This window comes from Bacillus sp. XF8 (assembly GCF_017498755.1).
Taxonomy (GTDB): domain Bacteria; phylum Bacillota; class Bacilli; order Bacillales; family Bacillaceae_G; genus Bacillus_A; species Bacillus_A bingmayongensis.
In genome coordinates, this window is sequence record NZ_JAGDQK010000038.1 from 37,747 (window position 1) to 57,845 (window position 20,099).

21 protein-coding genes are annotated in these 20,099 nt (G+C 35.1%); 13 read left to right on the forward strand and 8 right to left on the reverse strand.

What is annotated here, in order from left to right:
* Positions 1–13 precede the first annotated feature (13 nt).
* Positions 14–478 carry a PH domain-containing protein gene (locus J4P91_RS21825; protein ID WP_207995812.1) on the reverse strand — a complete coding sequence of 155 codons (465 nt, stop codon included), beginning with the start codon at positions 476–478 and terminating at the stop codon, positions 14–16.
* A 212-nt stretch (positions 479–690) separates the two neighbouring features.
* Here J4P91_RS21825 and spoVR point away from each other — a divergent pair, with 212 nt between their 5' ends.
* The 9 genes from spoVR to J4P91_RS21870 all read left to right on the forward strand — a co-directional run bounded on the left by spoVR (position 691) and on the right by J4P91_RS21870 (position 8,031).
* Complete coding sequence (gene spoVR / locus J4P91_RS21830) at positions 691–2,109, forward strand: stage V sporulation protein SpoVR (RefSeq protein ID WP_207995813.1); 1,419 nt, start codon at positions 691–693, stop codon at positions 2,107–2,109.
* Positions 2,110–2,299: 190 nt separating this feature from the next.
* Complete coding sequence (cdr, locus tag J4P91_RS21835; RefSeq protein ID WP_207995814.1) at positions 2,300–3,964, forward strand: CoA-disulfide reductase; 1,665 nt, start codon at positions 2,300–2,302, stop codon at positions 3,962–3,964.
* 142 nt (positions 3,965–4,106) lie between these two features.
* On the forward strand, positions 4,107–4,370 hold the full coding sequence (locus J4P91_RS21840; RefSeq protein WP_098492232.1) for a metal-sensitive transcriptional regulator: 264 nt from the start codon (positions 4,107–4,109) through the stop codon (positions 4,368–4,370).
* A 150-nt stretch (positions 4,371–4,520) separates the two neighbouring features.
* Entirely contained in the window at positions 4,521–5,651 is a 1,131-nt protein-coding gene (locus J4P91_RS21845) for an MBL fold metallo-hydrolase (RefSeq protein ID WP_207995815.1), read from the forward strand.
* Between the two features lie 38 nt (positions 5,652–5,689).
* A complete protein-coding gene (locus tag J4P91_RS21850) occupies positions 5,690–5,917 on the forward strand; it encodes a sulfurtransferase TusA family protein (protein ID WP_017153179.1) in 228 nt (75 codons plus the stop codon).
* 39 nt (positions 5,918–5,956) lie between these two features.
* Positions 5,957–6,325, forward strand: coding sequence for a rhodanese-like domain-containing protein (locus J4P91_RS21855; RefSeq protein ID WP_207995816.1), 369 nt, complete (start codon positions 5,957–5,959; stop codon positions 6,323–6,325).
* Between the two features lie 13 nt (positions 6,326–6,338).
* Positions 6,339–6,635 (forward strand): rhodanese-like domain-containing protein, encoded by a 297-nt coding sequence (locus J4P91_RS21860; RefSeq protein ID WP_207995817.1) that lies wholly within the window; start codon positions 6,339–6,341, stop codon positions 6,633–6,635.
* Positions 6,636–6,722: 87 nt separating this feature from the next.
* On the forward strand, positions 6,723–7,202 hold the full coding sequence (locus J4P91_RS21865; protein WP_207995818.1) for a DsrE/DsrF/DrsH-like family protein: 480 nt from the start codon (positions 6,723–6,725) through the stop codon (positions 7,200–7,202).
* 49 nt (positions 7,203–7,251) lie between these two features.
* Positions 7,252–8,031: a sulfite exporter TauE/SafE family protein gene (locus J4P91_RS21870; protein ID WP_207995819.1), complete on the forward strand. Its 780-nt coding sequence runs from the start codon at positions 7,252–7,254 to the stop codon at positions 8,029–8,031.
* Positions 8,032–8,142: 111 nt separating this feature from the next.
* On the opposite strand, the gene J4P91_RS21875 is transcribed toward J4P91_RS21870, so the two are convergent.
* Complete coding sequence (locus tag J4P91_RS21875) at positions 8,143–8,583, reverse strand: YbjN domain-containing protein (protein ID WP_207995820.1); 441 nt, start codon at positions 8,581–8,583, stop codon at positions 8,143–8,145.
* A 200-nt stretch (positions 8,584–8,783) separates the two neighbouring features.
* The gene (locus J4P91_RS21880) at positions 8,784–10,091 is read right to left on the reverse strand and encodes an LCP family protein (protein WP_207995821.1); all 1,308 of its coding nucleotides are present in this window, start codon (positions 10,089–10,091) and stop codon (positions 8,784–8,786) included.
* Positions 10,092–10,432: 341 nt separating this feature from the next.
* On the opposite strand from J4P91_RS21880, the gene J4P91_RS21885 reads away from it, so the two are divergent.
* Positions 10,433–11,473 carry a YhdH/YhfP family quinone oxidoreductase gene (locus J4P91_RS21885; RefSeq protein WP_207995822.1) on the forward strand — a complete coding sequence of 347 codons (1,041 nt, stop codon included), beginning with the start codon at positions 10,433–10,435 and terminating at the stop codon, positions 11,471–11,473.
* 368 nt (positions 11,474–11,841) lie between these two features.
* Here the strand turns inward: J4P91_RS21885 and J4P91_RS21890 are convergent, their stop codons facing one another.
* Entirely contained in the window at positions 11,842–13,044 is a 1,203-nt protein-coding gene (locus tag J4P91_RS21890) for an MFS transporter (protein WP_207995823.1), read from the reverse strand.
* A 319-nt stretch (positions 13,045–13,363) separates the two neighbouring features.
* Between J4P91_RS21890 and J4P91_RS21895 the strand changes: the two genes are divergently transcribed.
* The gene (locus J4P91_RS21895) at positions 13,364–14,452 is read left to right on the forward strand and encodes a DUF871 domain-containing protein (protein ID WP_207995824.1); all 1,089 of its coding nucleotides are present in this window, start codon (positions 13,364–13,366) and stop codon (positions 14,450–14,452) included.
* A 95-nt stretch (positions 14,453–14,547) separates the two neighbouring features.
* Here the strand turns inward: J4P91_RS21895 and J4P91_RS21900 are convergent, their stop codons facing one another.
* Positions 14,548–15,072: a dihydrofolate reductase family protein gene (locus tag J4P91_RS21900; RefSeq protein ID WP_207995825.1), complete on the reverse strand. Its 525-nt coding sequence runs from the start codon at positions 15,070–15,072 to the stop codon at positions 14,548–14,550.
* A 116-nt stretch (positions 15,073–15,188) separates the two neighbouring features.
* Here J4P91_RS21900 and J4P91_RS21905 point away from each other — a divergent pair, with 116 nt between their 5' ends.
* Positions 15,189–16,130, forward strand: coding sequence for a helix-turn-helix transcriptional regulator (locus tag J4P91_RS21905; RefSeq protein WP_207995826.1), 942 nt, complete (start codon positions 15,189–15,191; stop codon positions 16,128–16,130).
* Between the two features lie 66 nt (positions 16,131–16,196).
* Here J4P91_RS21905 and J4P91_RS21910 read toward each other — a convergent pair whose 3' ends face one another.
* The 3 genes from J4P91_RS21910 to J4P91_RS21920 are packed head-to-tail and all read right to left on the reverse strand — an operon-like array spanning position 16,197 to position 19,155.
* Complete coding sequence (locus tag J4P91_RS21910) at positions 16,197–17,354, reverse strand: ABC transporter permease (protein ID WP_483862150.1); 1,158 nt, start codon at positions 17,352–17,354, stop codon at positions 16,197–16,199.
* 26 nt (positions 17,355–17,380) lie between these two features.
* A complete protein-coding gene (locus J4P91_RS21915; protein WP_017153166.1) occupies positions 17,381–18,055 on the reverse strand; it encodes an ABC transporter ATP-binding protein in 675 nt (224 codons plus the stop codon).
* The gene (locus J4P91_RS21920) at positions 18,052–19,155 is read right to left on the reverse strand and encodes an efflux RND transporter periplasmic adaptor subunit (RefSeq protein WP_207995828.1); all 1,104 of its coding nucleotides are present in this window, start codon (positions 19,153–19,155) and stop codon (positions 18,052–18,054) included. Before J4P91_RS21920 ends, J4P91_RS21915 begins: the two co-directional genes overlap by 4 nt.
* A gap of 189 nt (positions 19,156–19,344) precedes the next feature.
* Here J4P91_RS21920 and J4P91_RS21925 point away from each other — a divergent pair, with 189 nt between their 5' ends.
* Positions 19,345–20,079 carry a YwaF family protein gene (locus J4P91_RS21925; protein WP_017153164.1) on the forward strand — a complete coding sequence of 245 codons (735 nt, stop codon included), beginning with the start codon at positions 19,345–19,347 and terminating at the stop codon, positions 20,077–20,079.
* Positions 20,080–20,099: the final 20 nt, after the last annotated feature.

Below are 20,099 nucleotides of genomic sequence, written 5' to 3' on the forward strand. Positions count from 1 at the left end.
TCGTGAAATTGAGCTAACTATTTTTAACTTCTTTTTTAGATGGAGTATTTTGTAGGTTAGGACATTTCTCTTTTAATAATGCTATAAATGCATCTTGATCTTGTGGAGAAAGTTTTACACTACCGAAAAGTGCTTTAGGATAATGAATTTCAATGCCTTCTAAAGCTGCAGATAAACGAAACCCCATAAGCATATCATTCGTTTTATTGATTTTCGTAATATCTTCATAAGGAATATTACAGCGAAACGGGCCACAACGTGCGTAGAAAGTCTTTTCTCTAAATTCATATCGAATATCAAAGGTTATCCAAAACCAAAAGAAATTAAAAACTGCAATAATGGAAAGAAAAATAATAAAATCAACAGAAGTTAATGTAGGATCTAACCATAGTGGGAGTGTTAAAAGTAGATTTGATAATAGACCCGATCCAAAAACAATATATAGAAAACCTCGATCTCGATGCACCTTCCATTTCATTTTGCTACCTCCTTATAAGGGGCCATAACTTCGTTTAATTCAGAGGTTATTACCATATATTTTAATTATTCGCTATAGAAATATAAAATCCCTTGTAAACTTAAAAGGTGTTTTTTATTTAGATTGAATTTTTGTTTTGATGTGTTTAGTCTTCATGAAAGCTTGTTTCCCCTCATACACTGTTTTAAGGGAAAGTGTAAGGAGGGAAAATAATGAGAGCTAGTGATGATAAAGCACTGCAATATGCAATTGCCGAAATTACTGAAATTGCAACTGGATTTGGGCTGGATTTTTATCCGATGCGTTATGAAGTATGTCCAGCGGAAATCATTTATACATTTGGTGCATATGGAATGCCGACGCGGTTTTCACATTGGAGTTTTGGGAAACAGTTCTTTAAAATGAAGCTGCATTACGATTTGGGACTTAGTAAAATATATGAGCTTGTCATCAACTCTGATCCATGTTATGCATTTTTACTTGATACAAACGCATTGATTCAAAATAAATTAATTGTGGCGCACGTTTTAGCACACTGTGACTTCTTTAAAAATAATATTCGCTTCTCAAATACGAAGCGCGATATGGTTGAAAGCATGGCAGCGACAGCAGAACGAATTAAAGCGTATGAACATAAATATGGAAAAGAAGAGGTAGAAACGTTTTTAGATGCTGTTTTAGCCATTCAAGAACATATTGATCCATCGCTTATGAGGCCGAAGCTTGCTTGGAGTATAGATGACTTAGAAGAGGAAGAAGTAGAAAAGAAACGAGTTTCACAGTATGATGATTTGTGGAATTTAGATGATAGAAATAAAAAACGAGAACGTTCAAATATACGAAAGAAAAAGAAAATCCCGCCGCAGCCAGAGAAAGATTTACTTCTCTTTATTGAAGAATATAGTAGAGAACTAGACGAATGGCAACGTGATATTTTAACGATGATGCGAGAAGAAATGTTGTATTTCTGGCCGCAACTAGAAACAAAAATCATGAACGAAGGCTGGGCGTCCTACTGGCATCAGCGCATTCTTCGTGAAATGGACTTAACCTCTGATGAAGCAATCGAGTTTGCGAAGCTTAATGCAGGTGTAGTGCAACCGTCGAAAACAAGCATTAACCCATATTACCTCGGTATCAAAATCTTTGAGGATATTGAAGAACGCTATAATAATCCAACGGAAGAAATGAAAATGCGCGGTGTAAAACCGGGATCAGGTCGGGAAAAAATCTTTGAAGTACGGGAAATTGAATGGGACGTATCATTCCTTAGAAACTATTTAAATAAAGAACTTGTGATGAGAGAAGATATGTACTTATTCCAGCGCCAAGGGAAAGAATATAAGGTAATTGATAAAGAGTGGGAACATGTTCGTGATCAGCTCGTTAATATGAGGACAAATGGCGGATTTCCATACTTAGTAGTGGAAGATGGAGACCATTTAAAGAACGGTGAACTGTATATTAAGCATAGTTATGAAGGAATTGAGCTTGATTTAAAATACTTAGAGAAAGTATTGCCTTACATTCATCAGCTATGGGGAAGAACGGTGCATATGGAGTCGGTCGTGGAGAATAAAAATGTTGTCTTTTCTTATGATGGAAAGATGGTGCATCGGAAGTATGTGTGAAGCCGCTGGAATCAGCGGTTTTTTTAAATGCTCAGTTTGTTTCAATTTGGTGAACAAGTATAAAGTTCGAGCCGTATATATTGTCATTATATTTTTTTATGGTTATTATATACCTATACGGGTATATGTAATTAGGAGTTGTTATATATCCGTAGCAGTAAGCAAAAATAGTTGTGGAGGTTAGGGAAATATGAGCAAAAAAATTATTGTAGTCGGTGGGGTTGCAGGCGGAGCATCAGTAGCAGCACGTCTTCGTCGTTTAAGTGAAGAGGATGAAATTATTATGTTTGAGCGAGGAGAATATATTTCATTTGCGAACTGCGGGTTACCATATTATATTGGCGGTGTGATTCAAGAGAGACAGAAGTTGTTAGTGCAAACCGTTGAAAAGATGTCAAAGCGATTCCATTTAGATATACGTGTATTAAGTGAAGTGATAAAAATTAATAAAGAAGAAAAAACAATTATTGTGAAAAATGTAATGACAAATGAAACATACGAAGAGTTTTATGATGTTTTAATTCTTTCACCAGGATCAAAACCAATTGTGCCATCTATTCCAGGAATTGAAACAGCAAAGGCGTTGTTTACATTACGGAATGTACCAGATACGGATCGTATTAAAGGGTATATTGATGAGAAGAAACCACGCCATGCGACTGTCATCGGTGGAGGATTTATTGGGGTTGAAATGGCAGAAAATTTGAGAGAAAAAGGAATAGAAGTGACGCTCGTTGAGATGAATAATCAAGTAATGCCACCAATTGATTATGAAATGGCAGCGTATGTACATGAACATATGGAAAAGCATGGCGTTCAGCTTATTTTGGAAGACGGAGTAGATGCTTTTGAAGAAGATGGAGCAGTCGTACGCTTAAAAAGTGGTGCAAAAATTAATACAGATATGATTATTCTTTCTATCGGTGTCCAGCCAGAGAGTCGTTTAGCAAAAGAAGCAGGACTAGAACTTGGAGTAAGAGGGACAATTAAAGTAAATGAAAAACTACAAACTTCTGATTCGTCTATTTATGCGATTGGTGATGCGATTGAAGTGAAAGATTTTGTAACGGAAACAGAAACAATGATTCCGTTAGCATGGCCAGCAAATCGACAAGGACGTCTATTAGCGGATATTATTCATGGGCATACAGAGTCTGTATACAAAGGAACGATGGGAACATCAATTGCAAAAGTATTTGAATTAACGGTAGCTTCAACGGGGGGGAATGAAAAGGTATTACAGCGCTTAAATATACCCTATGAGGTAGTGCATGTACAGGCGAACTCTCATGCAGGTTACTATCCAAATGCATATCCCGTTTTATTAAAGTTGATTTTTAATAAAGAGTCAGGAGAAATCTATGGTGCACAAGCTGTTGGACGTGACGGTGTAGATAAGCGTATTGATGTTATTGCAACGGCTATGAAAGCTCATTTGAAAGTAATGGATTTACCAGATTTGGAATTAGCATACGCACCGCCGTATTCTTCTGCAAAAGATCCAGTAAACATGATCGGGTATGCTGCAAGTAATATAATGGAAGGGCTTGTAGATACAGTGCAGTGGCATGAGATTGACCATATTGTCCAAAATGGTGGGTATTTGATTGATGTCCGTGAACCAAATGAGTTGAAACAAGGGATGATTAAGGGTTCAATCAATATTCCATTAGATGAATTACGTGAAAGATTAGATGAAATTCCAGTAAATGAAGAAATATATCTTACATGCCAGCTCGGTATGAGGGGATATGTTGCTGCACGTATGTTAATGGAAAAAGGATATAAGGTGAAGAATGTAGATGGTGGATTTAAATTGTATAGCACAGTGTTACCAAACCGCATTGTATATTAATGTTTTAGGAAATTTGGCATATATTTCTACAGACGAAAACGATATTTTTTTAAAAAGGGGTTTACAATATACCCTGCAGGGTATATTATGTGGTTATAAGTTAGAAAAAGTTACAACATAATATTACCGAGGTGATTGTACGTTGGAATATAATCAAGATATCAAAAATAGATTGAAGCGTATTGAAGGGCAAGTTCGTGGTGTACTTCGAATGATTGAAGAAGGAAAAGATTGTAAAGAGGTAATTACGCAATTAACTGCATCACGCTCCGCGATGGATCGCACAATTGGATTAATCGTTGGAACAAATTTGGAACAATGTTTGCGTGAACAGTTTGAAAAAGGCGATGCATCAAATGAAGATTTAATTAAAGAAGCAGTACAGCTACTTGTAAAAAGTAGATAATCTGTCAAACGAATGTGTTGACAGATTTTAAAAAACATTTCAGCATACCCATACAGGTATAAGTGTTGGATGCTATAGGAAGGATGTACAAAATGTGTTAGGAAAGCATTAAAATTTTTCAAATAAAAATATACCATAGGGGGTAAGGTAGTGGGTGTTATAGGATTACAAGCGCAAGATGTTGCTGAGAAGGTTTTATTTGGAGAATTATTTATTTTAGATGTTCGTAATGAAGCGGATTATATGGATTGGAAAATTGAAGGGAAACAAGTTTCTTCTATTAATAAACCATATTTTGATTTATTAGAAGGCGTAGAGGGCACCTTGGAAGAGTTGCCAAAGGAAAAAGATATCCTTGTTGTATGTGCGAAAGAAGGGTCTTCCAAATTTGTTGCTGAGCAACTTATAGAGGCGGGTTTGAAAAATGTTTATTATTTAGCTGGTGGCATGAAAGCTTGGAGTGAATATGTGAAGCCGATTAAAGTAGGAAATTTAAAAGATGGTGGCAGCATATATCAATTTAACCGTCTTGGAAAAGGGTGTTTGTCCTATATGATTATTTCAAACGGTGAAGCTGCAGTCATTGATTCTGTACGAACAATCGAGATATATGAGGAGTTTGCAAAAGAAAAAGGTGGCGTAATTACAAATATTATGGATACGCATTTACATGCCGATCATATTTCTGGTGGTCGTAAGTTAGCACAGAAGGTGAAAGGTACGTATTGGTTGCCACCAAAAGATGCTGAGGAAGTTGTCTTTTCTTATGAGCCTCTTGTTGAAGGAACAGTAATTACGGTAGGAGAGACGAAAATTGATATTGAGGCAATCTATTCGCCAGGACATACAATTGGAAGTACATCATTCATTGTAGACGATGCTTATCTTCTATCAGGTGATATTTTATTTGTAGATTCTATTGGGCGTCCGGACCTTGCAGGTAAAGCGGAGGATTGGGTAAACGATTTACGTAACACCTTATATAAACGTTACAAGGAGTTATCTCAAGAGTTAATTGTTTTACCAGCGCATTATTCGAAAGTGAGTGAACTGGATGAGCAAGGTGTAGTTCGTGCAACACTGAAAGATCTATTTAAGCGAAATGCAGGATTAAACATAGAGGATGAGTCGGAGTTTCGTAAAACAGTTACAGAAAACTTGCCACCTCAGCCGAATGCATATGAGGATATTCGCCAAACAAATATGGGGAAAATCAATCCAAGTGTAGATGAAGAGAGTGAGATGGAAATTGGTCCAAACCGCTGTGCGGTTCATGGTTAATGCGGGATAAAAGAAAAAATATTTTGGAGGTATGAAACATGAATGTAAAACAAGTATTAGATGTAAAAGGATTAGCGTGCCCAATGCCGATTGTAAGAACAAAAAAAGCAATGGAGGCTTTACAAACTGGAGAAGTACTAGAGGTTCATTTAACAGATAAAGGTGCGATAAAGGATATTCCAGCTTGGTCAAAAACAGGTGGACACGAAGTACTACAGCATACGGAAGAAAACGGTGTACTGAAATTCTGGATTAAAAAGGCGTAGATAATAAATTGTATAAAGAAAGATTGGAGGAGATGGTCTATGAGTGCAAATGTAGTATTAAATATCGTTTTAATTGTACTTGTTACTTGGTTTATTATTTCTCGCTTTTTACCGATTAAGGGAGTTAAAAATATAAATGGAAAAGAACTAAAAGCTGAGATTAATAAAAAAAATAAACAATTTATTGATGTTCGCACACCAGGTGAATTTAGAGGGAATCATATTCAAGGGTTTCGTAATATCCCCTTAAATGAGTTGGTGCAGAAAGCGGACCATTTAGATAAAAACAAAGAAGTAATCGTTATTTGTCAAAGTGGAATGAGAAGTAAACGAGCAACAAAAATATTAAAGAAATTAGGATTTCAACATATCACAAATGTTTCAGGTGGTATGAATGCTTGGAACTAAGGAGGAACTAAAAATGAAAGAAATGACAGCCAAAGAATTAGAAAATAAATTAATGAACCATGAAGTGTTAAACATTATTGATGTCCGTGAAGTAGAAGAAGTGATAGAAGGTAAAATTCCAGGAGCCCTTCATATTCCGCTTGGTTTATTAGAATTTCGTATGCATGAATTAGATAAAAACAAAGAATACATTATGGTATGTCGTTCTGGTGGGAGAAGCTCACGGGCGGTTCAATTTTTAGAAAGTAATGGTTTCCAGGTTATAAATATGACCGGTGGCATGTTAGATTGGGAAGGTAAAACAGAATAATACTGAGTACGACTCAGAGTTATGTTATAAAGGGTATTATATATCTTTATAAATACCCGTATAGGTATATAGAGGTGAGAAGTCAACATGGAGAACAAGAAAAAAACAACGATCGTTTTGTTTAGTGGAGATTACGATAAGGCGATGGCAGCTTATATTATTGCCAATGGTGCAGCAGCGTATGATCAAGAAGTGACGATTTTCCATACGTTTTGGGGATTAAATGCACTCAGGAAAGGTGAGTATGTAAAAGTAAAGAAAAACTTCCTAGAGAAAATGTTTGGAAAGATGATGCCTCGCGGTGCAAATAAGATGGGCTTATCTAATATGAACTTTGCCGGTATGGGTCCTAAAATGATTAAGCATGTTATGAAAAAGCATAATGCTATGCCGCTTCCAGATTTAATTGATATGGCAAAAGAGCAAGGTGTTAAGCTTGTAGCTTGTCAAATGACAGTTGATTTATTAGGGCTAAAAGAAGAAGAAATTATGGACGATGTTGAGTTTGCTGGAGTAGCAGCTTATTTAGCAGATGCTTCTGAAGGAAATGTAAATTTATTTATTTAAAGGGAATCAATTAAAGGAAGCCTTCTCTTCAGAAGGGAGAAAAATAAAGATGAGCTTCAGTTTTATGATTGTAATCTTTCTTATTGGCTTTGTTGGTTCATTTATTTCAGGGATGGTTGGTATTGGCGGTGCCATTATTAATTATCCGATGATTTTATATATTCCGGTGCTATTAGGATTTACTGGTTATACAGCGCATGAAGTGAGCGGTATTACAGCTATTCAAGTATTTTTCGCAACATTTGCGGGTGTATGGGCTTATCGGAAAAGCGGTTATATAAATAAAACATTGGTGTTATATATGGGGACGAGTATTTTAGTGGGGAGTTTTGTCGGGAGTCTAGGTTCAAAAGTGTTAGAGGAAGGGCAAATTAATATTGTATATGCTATTTTAGCTACAGTGGCAGCTATTATGATGTTTGTTCCGAAAAGGAATCAGAGTGATTTCCCTTTAGAAGCATTGACGTATAATAAAGGATTAGCTAGCATTTTAGCATTTAGCGTAGGTGCTTTTTCTGGTATTGTTGGGGCAGGCGGTGCATTTCTACTTGTACCAATTATGCTTGTCATTCTCAAAATCTCTACACATATGACAATTGCAACTTCATTAGCAATTACTTTTATTTCATCTATTGGGATTACGATTGGAAAAGTAACTACAGGACAAGTAGTAGTACTGCCGTCTATAATCATCGCGATTGCAAGTTTAATCGCTTCACCCCTTGGAGCAAGTGTAGGGAAGAGGTTAAATCAAAAAATATTGCAGTGGATATTAGCGATATTGATTGTTTCGACATCTATTAAAATTTGGATGGATATCGCGTTGTAATATGATTTTTTTGAAGTTTATTACCAAATGTTACTGGATAGATATCTTAAGAAGAAGGCTAGTATAGAAAGAATATAAGAACGCCACTGAAGAATTAGTGGCGTTCAATTATTAAGCCCAAACAAGTTTCATCAATCTTTCATATTCATCATTTGCAGCTTTATATAATAGTCTAGTATGTTCAAATACAAGGGCAGGATTAAAGTATGGTTCTGTAAATACAAGGGAAGTGGAAATATCGATAGAATCCCTGTTGCTAATCGTGAATTTTGCGAATCTATATGCCGTATTTAGTTCATTTAGTAAATGCAATACTTCGCTTTTCTTAGCTGAATCGTGAACTTGAGCGACATTGAAGCAATATATATCGACAGTAGGATGGTCGTTATGAAAGGCAGCGATAAGGCGAATTTTTGCACCTGTCTCTGTTTCTAAGTTCACTGAAAAAAATACGGATCCATCATTCTCATCTATGTTTTCTTCCATATGTATTTCATTGGATTGTAGATAATCTTTAAAGTCTGAAACGTTATGTTTAACTGCGGCTTTCATATATTTGTGCCTCCTGTTAATTAGAATATATATCTACCCTTTATTATAATTTAAAGATATAGGAATTGATAGCTAAAAAGTTAGAATTTTTAATTTTTTGTTGTGCGTTAACAAACAATAAGATAAATAAAGAACTCCTCACTGATAGAAGCTTTAAAAAGTAGAAAAACCCAGCTCTACCTCCATAGAGCTGGGTTTTATTAATTTTCATTCGATGTTGTTTCTGTATCTTCATCGTTACTGTTATTTTTATTGTTGTTAGAATTTTGTTGATTATCGTTATCTTGTTTTGTATTGTTTATTCTTTCATTCGATGTTGTTTTGGAGTCTGTGTCTTCATCATTATCGTTATTTTTTTGGTTATCTGAGTCATCCTTGTTACTGCTATTAGATTTTGATTCTTTCGTTTTCTCTGAATTTGTTTTCTTGCTGCTCTCTTTATCATTAGAATTAGCTTTTTTATACTCAGGCAATCCAAGGTGAGTACGGAGTTGATCTGTTAAATCTTCTAAATCTTCCTCTACTGGTGCATAGTAATACGTACCGCCGTCACTCGCACGGCCACATTCTTTATCACCAGCGGACATATAACAATCTTTACCATTGATTTGTAATTTTTCAATTGAAGAATCTGCACCATATTTATAGAATGATAACATATCATCAAATGTTAGATTCGTAACAAATTGTCCATTAATATCATCGATAATATTTCCTATTTTTGTTACAGAGTCAACGCTTGTTACTTTTTTCAAAATGGCTTCGATAACAAGTTGTTGACGTTGACCGCGCATTGCATCACTATCAATGTGGCGTGTTCTAGCAAGAGCAAGTGCTTCTTCACCGTTTAATTTTTGAACACCTTTTTTCAAGTGGATTGCTTCTGCATTATCGTTGCTATCTTGTTCAGTAAATTCAACAGGAACATCTACTTCAATACCACCTAAATCATCTACAATTTTCATAAATGATTTAAAGTTGAATTTTACAAAGTAATCAACAGGAACATGAAGTAATTTTTCTACCGCATCAATACTAGCTTGCGGTCCACCATCTTTTCCATTTTTAGCAGAACCATATGCATGTGCATGTGTAATTTTATCCATTTTCTTTTCTATTGGGATATAAGTATATGTGTCTCGCGGAATGCTTAAAAGTTTTACAGTTTTACTATCTTTATTAAACGTTGCAAGTAACAGTGCATCTGTTCTTATAGCACCACCGTATTCTTTACCACGTACATCACTTTCGTCAACGCCCATTATCAATACAGATACATTATTAGAAATAGGTTTAACAGCTTTATCACGTAAATCTGATTTATCACCGCGTGCTAAATCATGAGCGGCATTTCGAACAGCAGAGGATGCTTTATTTACTAGAAACCAAGTATAACCGCCTCCTATTATTAAAAATAATAAAAGGACACTTATAATAATTTTTGTTTTTCGTTTTCCTGTTTTCTTATTATTTCGTATATTTTCTTGCAAAGATGGGTTTTGATCCATTTCATATACTCCTTCATTTGGATTGAAATACGATACTCATATCACCTAATTATAATGAAATTTGGCGAAAAAGAACATTACAAATCATTTACATTTCGCAAAAATCCAACTTATTTTACGAAAAGTCAGATTTTTCGACTTCTTGTAAAGGGAATTTTGGGAGAATGAGCAATAGAACAAGTATAGTTTGTTCTATTTGAAATAGAAATACATATTATGAAAAAATAATAAAGAAGTAAGATTTGTTGAAATATGTTCAATAGGATGATTATATTACATTCTATAGACCTTATATAATGAAGTAGAAAGACAGTTTGTTAGGAGTAAAGGAGATAGACATAATGAATCATACATCATTTCGAGCAATTCTTGTAAATGAAAAGGAAGGAATTCAATTTGAAAGAACCTTTGTTGAGAGGGAGATAAATGATTTACCTGAAGGAGAAGTGCTAATACGTGTTCATTATTCTTCATTAAATTATAAAGATGCTCTTTCAGCTACTGGGAATAAGGGAGTTACAAGAAAATATCCACATACACCAGGAATTGATGCAGCAGGAGAAGTGATTAGCAGTCAAGATCCTTCCTTTAAAAAAGGGAATCAAGTAATTGTAACAGGATATGATTTAGGAATGAATACATCTGGTGGATTTGGTCAATATATTCGTGTCCCTGCATCATGGGTCGTTCCGTTACCAGAAGGGCTGTCATTGAAAGAGAGTATGATGTATGGGACAGCAGGGTTTACAGCTGCTTTGTCTGTACACAAGTTAATTACATCAGGTATTACACCTGACATGGGGAAAATTCTTGTTACAGGAGCAACAGGAGGAGTTGGAAGTGTTGCAGTTAGCATTTTAGCGCGATTAGGATATGAGGTAGTAGCTGCGACTGGAAAAACGGAAGAGAAAGAAATGATGCTTCATTTAGGTGCGAAAGAGATTATTCACCGTGATGAAATGAATGATCAATCGGGAAAAACGATGTTAAAAGGAATATATGCGGGTGTGATTGACACAGTTGGTGGAAATACATTAGCAACGGCTCTGAAGGTTATTCAATACGGGGGAAGTGTAACGACCTGTGGTAACGTTGCGGGACATGAATTTAAAACTTCTGTATATCCATTTATTCTGCGTGGTATCAATCTGTTAGGAATCGATTCTGTACAATGTCCAATGGCATTAAGAAAGAAGATTTGGTCAATGTTAGGAAATGAGTGGAAGAATCTAAATTTATTACCTTATACGACAGAATGTACATTAGAAGAATTAAACGATAAATTTGAACCTATATTGCAAGGGAAGTTAAAGGGAAGAACGATTGTGAACGTATTAACGCAAGGTACAGAAGATCCAATGAAAAATGTACTACAAGATTAGGTAGTTAGTATATATCTATTTTGATTTGCTGGCATATAAGTTGTGGTTGTGAGAATAAAAGGGGATCTCCACTCGTTTTCTCCCTTTGTTTTCACTTGGTATGGGCAGAAAAAGGGTCTGACCGTTTCTATGCAAGGTCGGACGATCTCTCCCACCCAAAAAAGAAAGATTTTATATCAGTTTTTTCAATTTATATTTATATAAAAAGACGATCTTTTATCAAGATCGTCTTTTTGTATTATAGTGTTTGTTTTAATGCAACTTTTCCCTGTTCTCCTAAAACTTCATCTGCAATATTTACAGATGGAAGTTTCACTTTATAAATTTGGAGGGAGAAATCGTGCTAGATAAAATTAAAAGCTACTGGTTTACCCAGCGGCTTTTTCATTCTTTTTATCCATCTGTTTTTGCTTTCGTACATTTGTAATGTAAATAAAGAGAAAAGCGATAAGTAACACCGAAGAGTACCGATATACAGTTGCATAGTCTGTAAAGTGTGCGATGAATCCGAAGATAATGGCTCCTGCTCCAAAGCCAAGGTCAAATGCAGAAAAGAATGTTGCGGTAGCAACGCCACGGCGATGCGGGGCTACACGGTCAATCATCCATGCTTGTAAGGCAGGTTGAATGGCACCGAATCCACTTCCGTAACAGCTTGCTGCAATAATTAAGCTTGGTATTGTTGTTGTATACGATAACAGGATAATTCCTGCAAATGTTAAGATAACACCAGGAATAATAACAAATGTATGGCCTTTTACATCGTATAATCTTCCGGAGAACGGGCGTGTTACTGCGATGGCAAGAGCGTTAAATAAGAAGAAAAGGCTAATATCAGCGATACCGACTTGTGTAGCAAATAAAGTGATAAAGCTACCAATCCCCCCATACATTAATGTAATACACAATATTAATAATGAAGGAAGTAAAGCTTTCTTTTCGATAAATCCATCTAAAAATGATTCATGTGCCTGGTGAATTGGTTTTTCAGTTGCTTGAATTTTGAGTAGCTTTGTTAATATTAAAGAAATCACTGTGCAAGATAGCGCACATAAAAAAAGAATCGTAAAGTTATAAGTTTGCATGAGCCACAGTCCGATAAGAGGGCCAAGTGCCATAGCTATCGTTCCCGAGAGGCCGAAATACCCCATACCTTCACCACGGCGGGCTGCTGGAATTAAGTAGGAGACTACAGTTCCATATGTAGTAGTTGTAATACCGAACCCAGCTCCGTGCAAAATGCGAACAGCAAGAAGAAGAAAAACGGTAGAGGCAAACAGGTAACTACCCATGGCCAGTAGACAAATGGCAGTTCCAGTCATTAAAATGAGTTTTTTACTAAATTTCTGTAGTGCATTTCCAGTGAGCGGCCGAATAATTAAAGCTGCTACAGTAAACATTCCAACAACAAATCCGATGTTTGAACTTGTGCCACCAATTTCTTTAACGTAAACAGGTAAGGTTGGAATTAACATTTGAAATCCTAAAAACATACATAAATTTGCTAAAATGAGCGCAATAAATTCTTTTGTCCATAATGGTTCTCGTTTTACGAGTGCTGCTTCTCCCATATATTCATCCCCTAAATATTTTTCTCTGTTCTTTCGAGTATATGTAGTGGTCAATGTAACAGTCAAGAAAGGTGAACTAAAAGGGTGTAACAATTTTTTTAGGTGAAAAAATTTACAAATTTGTGTAAATACTACACAAATATTCTCAAAAAAGGTAAAGTATAGATGTATAGTCTGCTAGTTGTTATGATTGATAGAGATGTTTTTTTAAAAGAAAGCGGATTCAAACGGATAGTAAAGTAGAAGAGGATTTCTACTATTTTACTACATATGTTTGAAAAGGTTTACAAATTGATGATGAAGAAAGAGGCGTATACGCATGAGACGATTAGGTATTTCTATTTATCCAGAACATTCTACAGTAAAGAAAGATAAGGAATATTTAACATTAGCACATCAATATGGTTTTACACGTGTATTTACATGTTTATTATCAGTGGATGGAGAAAAAGAGAAAATTGTTAAAGAATTTAAGGAAACGATTTCGCATGCAAATGAATTAGGTTTCCAAGTACTTGTTGATATTAGTCCAGCCGTTTTTGAACAGCTTGGTATTTCTTATAACGACCTTTCATTTTTCCATGAATTAGGTGCATATGGTATTCGTCTAGATGTTGGTTTCTCAGGATTAGAAGAATCCATTATGACATATAACCCATATGGATTAAAAATTGAGATTAATATGAGTAACGGTACGAAATATGTTGATAATATTATGAGTCATCGTCCGAACCGTGAAAATTTAATTGGTTGTCATAATTTTTATCCGCATCGTTATTCCGGTCTTTCTTATGATCATTTTATAAAATGCTCAAAACAATTTAAAGATTACGGTATGAGAACTGCTGCTTTTATTACATCATTTGATGCGACATATGGTCCATGGCCGGTCACTGAAGGATTATGTACAATCGAACAACATCGTGAATTGCCAATGACAACGCAGGCGAAACATTTATTTGCTACAGAATCTATTGATGATGTGATCATTGCAAATGCTTATGCATCAGAAGAAGAATTAAAAGCGCTTGGAGAAGTAAATAAAGAAAAACAAACGTTTGACGTAGAGATTTATGAAACAACAACAGATTTAGAAAGAAAAATTGTATTAGAAGAACCACATTTTTACCGCGGGGATGTATCTGAATATATGATTCGTTCCACACAAAGCCGTGTAAAATATAAAAAAGAAGAGTTTAAACCACATAATACAAGACCAATTAAACGTGGTGATCTTCTTATTGATAATGAACAATACGGTCAATATAAAGGTGAATTACAGATTGCCTTAAAAGATATGGTGAATACAGGTAAGACAAACGTAGTAGGTCGTGTGGTAGAAGAGGAAATCTTCCTATTAGATTATTTACAAGCGTGGGATAAATTTGGATTTACATTAAAGAAATAATTATTTTATAAATACAGTAAGAAAGAACAAGGAAAGACAGAACATGTCTATTAAATGAAGGGCGTGTTCTGTCTCAACACCAAAAATAGTTAAAGTTATCTCTTCACCTTATAATGTAGTTGTACAAATTGTCCAAAACGTTTTGTATCAATTAAAATTAAATCTATTTGTGGATTCTTTTCTTTAAATAAAGGAATACCAGAACCTAATATATGAGGTGAAACCGTGATAATATATTCATCAATTAAATCTTCCTTTATAAATGCATCGAGTATAGCTGCTTCACCAACCATCCATATTTTAGAGCCTTTTTGTTCTTTTAACTTTTTTGTAAACGTTACTACATCTTCATTCACAAAATTCACATACTCACTTGAACCTTTTTTAGAAGTGGTAAAGACGTAGCATTTTTTATCAGGATACGGAAATGTTTCTGTATGTTTCATTACGTAGTCATAAGTCTTTTTCCCCATAATCGTTGTATCAATAGATTGATACATTTCTGTATATCCATTGTCACCTTCACCCTCTGTGTCATATAACCATTGTAAGTCATCATCTTCTTTCGCAATAAATCCATCTAAACTAGTTCCAATATATAAAATAACTTCACGTGCCATATTTTTATCTCCTTTTCTCTTATAGAATATCCCTTATTGATAAAATCATTAGGTACACACTATAATAACGATAAAACATGACAAGTAATGGCATGATAAAAGAAAAGGTGAGAGAAATGTCAAAAGCAAAGCGGTTGTTAGATATTCTTCTGTTTGTGAATGCGAAGAGAAAGTTTACAGCACAAGAAATAGCGGATGAATTTCAAATCTCTATTCGCACTGTTCATAGATACATATTAGACCTATGTGATATGGGATTACCAATTTATGCTGAACAAGGACGGAACGGGGGATATACAGTATTAACAAATAGACTTCTTCCGCCTATTTTATTTACAGAAGAAGAAGCTGTTTCAATCTTCTTTGCTTTTCAATCTCTAAATTATTATCGTAGTTTGCCTTTTGATACTGAGATTAACTCAGTTACACATAAATTATATAGTACACTTCCGAGTGATGCTAAAATAAAGGTGGATAAAATGCGTTCTTATATTGCCTTTTGGAATCCGAAAAGAACGATTGATGCACTATTTTTAAAAGATGTTTTAGAGGCTTCTATTGATGGTCGAAATTTAAACATTCAATATGAATCTAAATCAGGTATGAAAACAAAACATATTCATCCTATCGGTGTATATGCCCATGATGGATTATGGTATTTACCTGCTTATGATTATCGTAAGCAAAAAGTATTACTGCATCGTGTAGATCGCATTCTTTCAATCTTATCAACCGAAAAAGCTGAAGGTGAATTCATGAATTTGGAGGAATGGTTGACCTCTCATGAAGTGAAAAAACCAATTCGATTGCATGTGCAATTAACAATGGAAGGCGTACGTCAATGTAAAAGTGTTCCTACTTTTGAGGGCTTTGTAGTAGAGCAAGAAGATGGAACTGGATATATTGATATAATCATTGATAAAGGTGAACTTGGTTTTATAACGCCACTATTTTACAGACTTGGAATGCATGCGCGAGTTTTAGAACCAAAGGAATTAATAGATAATTTGCGTATACAAGCTGACGAGATTTTAACGATGTACCAAGATTTGAATTAAAATTACGATTCACTTAAGAAAGAATACATATGAAACAAAAAAGCTACCAAAAGGTAGCTTCTTTGTTTATTCATATCGTAAACATTCAATTGGATCAAGTTTCGCAGCTTTATTAGCAGGAAGTAAACCGAATAGAATACCAATTAACATAGATAGTGCTACTGAAATTAAACCTAATTTTACGGAAACAACAAGTGGCCATCCAGCGAATATTGCAACGATCCAAGCGAAGAAAATACCAAGCATAAATCCAATGAATCCACCTAATGCTGTTAGAATACAAGATTCAATTAGGAACTGCATTAATACTTTTCCTCGAGTTGCCCCAAGTGCTTTACGGATACCGATTTCACGCGTACGTTCTGTTACAGAAACAAGCATGATATTCATAACGCCAATTCCACCAACAAGTAGTGAAATAGCTGCAATACCACCAAATACACTTTTTAGAATGCCTGTGAAGCTATCGACTTCTTTTAACATTTCTTGTGGATCTGGTACTTTGAATTTTCCTGTATGCTCTGGTTTTTTAGCATCATTTAATGATTTTACAACTGCATCTTGTACTGCGTCCTTATCTTGACCTGGAGCGAGTTTTACTGTTAAACCATCATAGTTGTTTTTACCAAATAGCACAGGCCAGTTTTCTGCAGAGATAGCACCTTCTTTAGATTCCATGCCACCCATCATTGCTTCTGTAGAGTATACACCGACTACTTTATAGGGAGTCCCCTTTATATCAATATATAAGTTTGGTTCCCATGAAGAGAATAATTTATCAAATGCATCTTTGTGTAACACGATTGTATGTTCAGGTTTATCTAAATCAGCGGCAGTGAACAACCTGCCGTGCTCAAGTTTGAAGCGAGATGTATCTTCAAAGTAATCGCCTTTTACACCAGTTATATCAAGATCCAATTCTTTTTTACCTGCATATACTTTTTCTTTGCCTCTAACATCTGGATAAACATCTTGAACACCAGAAATTTTTGAGACACTTTCATACATGCTTGCGGATATTTTGCCATCCATATCAGAATAATCTTCTGTCGTATAGTTTACTGAAAATTGATCTTTCTTTTCCTTCCCAATTTGTTCACGGAACTTGGCGTTTGTTCCATCCCCGATTGAGATGATTGTAATAATGGCACTAACCCCAATGATAATCCCTAGCATCGTTAACACAGAACGCATTTTATGAGCGAAGATGGAGGAAAGGGCCATGCGTATATTTTCACTTGTGTTCAAAATTAACCTCTCCAATCCTGGACGATATTTCCGTCACGAATTACAATTTGGCGTGCTGCCGCTTCCCCAATTTCTCTGTCATGGGTGATCATAATGATTGTTGAGCCTTGTTTGTTTAATTCGTAAAAGAGGTCCATAATTTGTTTACTTGTTTTCGTATCGAGTGCACCGGTTGGCTCATCGGCCAAAATGAATTTCGGATTGTTTACAATCGCACGGGCGACAGCAACACGCTGTTTTTGCCCGCCAGATAATTCGTTTGGTAAATGTGTTGCGCGATCTGCTAGACCTACTTTTGTTAGTGCAGCTAATGCACGCTCACGTCGTTCTTTTTTATCTACACCAGCATAAATAAGAGGTAATTCTACATTTTGCATTGCATTGAGACGAGGGAGTAGCATAAAGTTTTGGAATACAAATCCGATTTCTTTATTACGAATATGAGCTAGCTCCGTTTCAGACATATTTGAAATATTTTGCCCAGCTAACGAATAAGTCCCGCTTGTCGGTTTATCTAAGCAACCAATGATATTCATTAATGTTGATTTACCAGAACCAGATGGTCCCATGATAGAAGTGAATTCGCCTTGATTAAGCGTTACATCAATACCATGCAATATTTGAACTGTTTCTTCACCGTTTTGAAAGGATTTCGTGATGCCTCTTAAATCAATCATTGGGCGTTAACCTCCATACCATCTTTTAAGTCTTTTTCTGGTTTAGAGATGATTTGGTCACCTTTTTTCACGCCAGAAACTTTTGCCTCGCTATCTGTTTCAAATTCAACAGTAACTGCTTGTTCTTTTGCTTTACCGTCTTTCACGATGAATACAACATTTTTATCGCCTTTTTTCACAATGCTGCTTTTTGGAACAACTGTACCAGTTGCTTCACCAGACTTGCTTGTTACGTATACATGGAAGCCAGTTTGTAATTCTTCATTATTATCTAATGTAACGATAAATTGATAGTTAGAAACTGTCTTATTTTCATCCATACTCTTTACTGGAGTTGTACCGATTTCTGTGACTTTTCCAGCCCATGTTTTTCCTGGTACAGTTTTTGATGTAACAGTTACTTCTTGCCCAACTTTTACATGAGCTAGTTCATATTCTGATAATTGCCCTTTTACTTTTAGAGGACCAGCAGTGCGAAGGGTAATACCGCTCATACCTGTTTTTTCATCCGCATTTTTTGTAATATCTTCAATTACGCCATCAACTGGGCTTGTTACAGAAAGAGTATTTAGTTTTTCGTTGCTTGTTTGAATCATTTGAGTGGCTTTTTCAACTTCAATTTTTTTCATTTCAAGCTGAGATTCAAGTTGCCCGATTTCAGTTTCAGTTGCTTTTAACATTTCCCCAGGTGAGCCAGCATTTTTATCTTTTTGTAATTTTTGTTTTGCTTCATTTAGTTGTTTATTTAATAATTCTACTTCTTTATTAGCAAGTTTTTTTTGCATTTCTGCTTCTGTTACACCTAACTTCATAGAAGGATCATTGTATTTAAAAAGTAGCTGTCCTTTTTTTACTTCATCGCCTTTTTTAACGGACAGTTCATACGTACCTTTTGAGGGATCAAATGTGATGCTTTCAATTCCATTTGGAATGACTTCACCGCCAAATTTTTGTGCATTTTCAATCTGCTTCTCTGTGACTTTATAACTGCTGTATGCTATAGCTACGTCAGAACCGCCACCAGCAAATGTAAAATATGATCCTGCTGCAATCCCAATTGTTATCAAACCTGTAATTATCACTTTATTTTTCTTTTTCATTTATTTATCACCTTTTCGCTCGTTTTTGTATCTGCTTTCAGTATAGAAGAGAAGGAAAATATGACAAATCGTTTTAGCTTACAATAACATTACAGTTTTGTAAGGTTTACATATTGGGAGACAAGCAGATTGTTTGACGCGTCTTTTCTTTCTTACAATAATATTGTATGAAGGAAAGGAGTGAGGAATATGGAAACATATTTTGGAGCATTTCCTGTGGAGAAATTTGTTCCGTACTCAAAACAACATGTCATTATACTTCTTCTTATCGGCATAGGAGCTTATTTTCTTTATCATTTTCAAGACCTACTTCGACAACAACAATGGAATATGATTATTCGATATACGATGGTCTTTTTATTTATCGGAAGTGAAATTGGACTTGATGTGTGGCAAATGAAAGCTGGGATTTTTCAATTAAGTACATCGCTGCCATTTGAGTTATGTACGATTAGTCTCGTGCTAGTAACGATTATGGTTATAACAAAAAGTTATAAAATCTATGAGATCGTCTTTTTTACTGGAATTATCGGAGCATCACAAGCAATTTTAACACCTAATTTACAGTATGCTTTTCCACATTTTCGCTTCATAGAATATTTCATCGCACACGTATTGCTTATTTGGGCACCGCTCTTTATGACTTGGGTAGAAGGGTATAGACCGACATTTCAATCGATTAAGCGTACAATGATTTTTTTAAACCTGTTGATTCCAATCATTTCATTTGTGAATTATAAAACCGGCGGCAATTATATGTTTTTGGCACATAAACCAGAAACTGCTTCATTACTTGATATGTTAGGTCCGCATCCATACTATATTATTTCGTTAGAAATCGCTGTGTTTATAGGCTGTTTACTATTGTATGTGCCATTTGCTAGAAGTGAAAAACATATGCAAAAAGAATTACTAGAATCATAATCTAGTGATTCTTTTTTTGT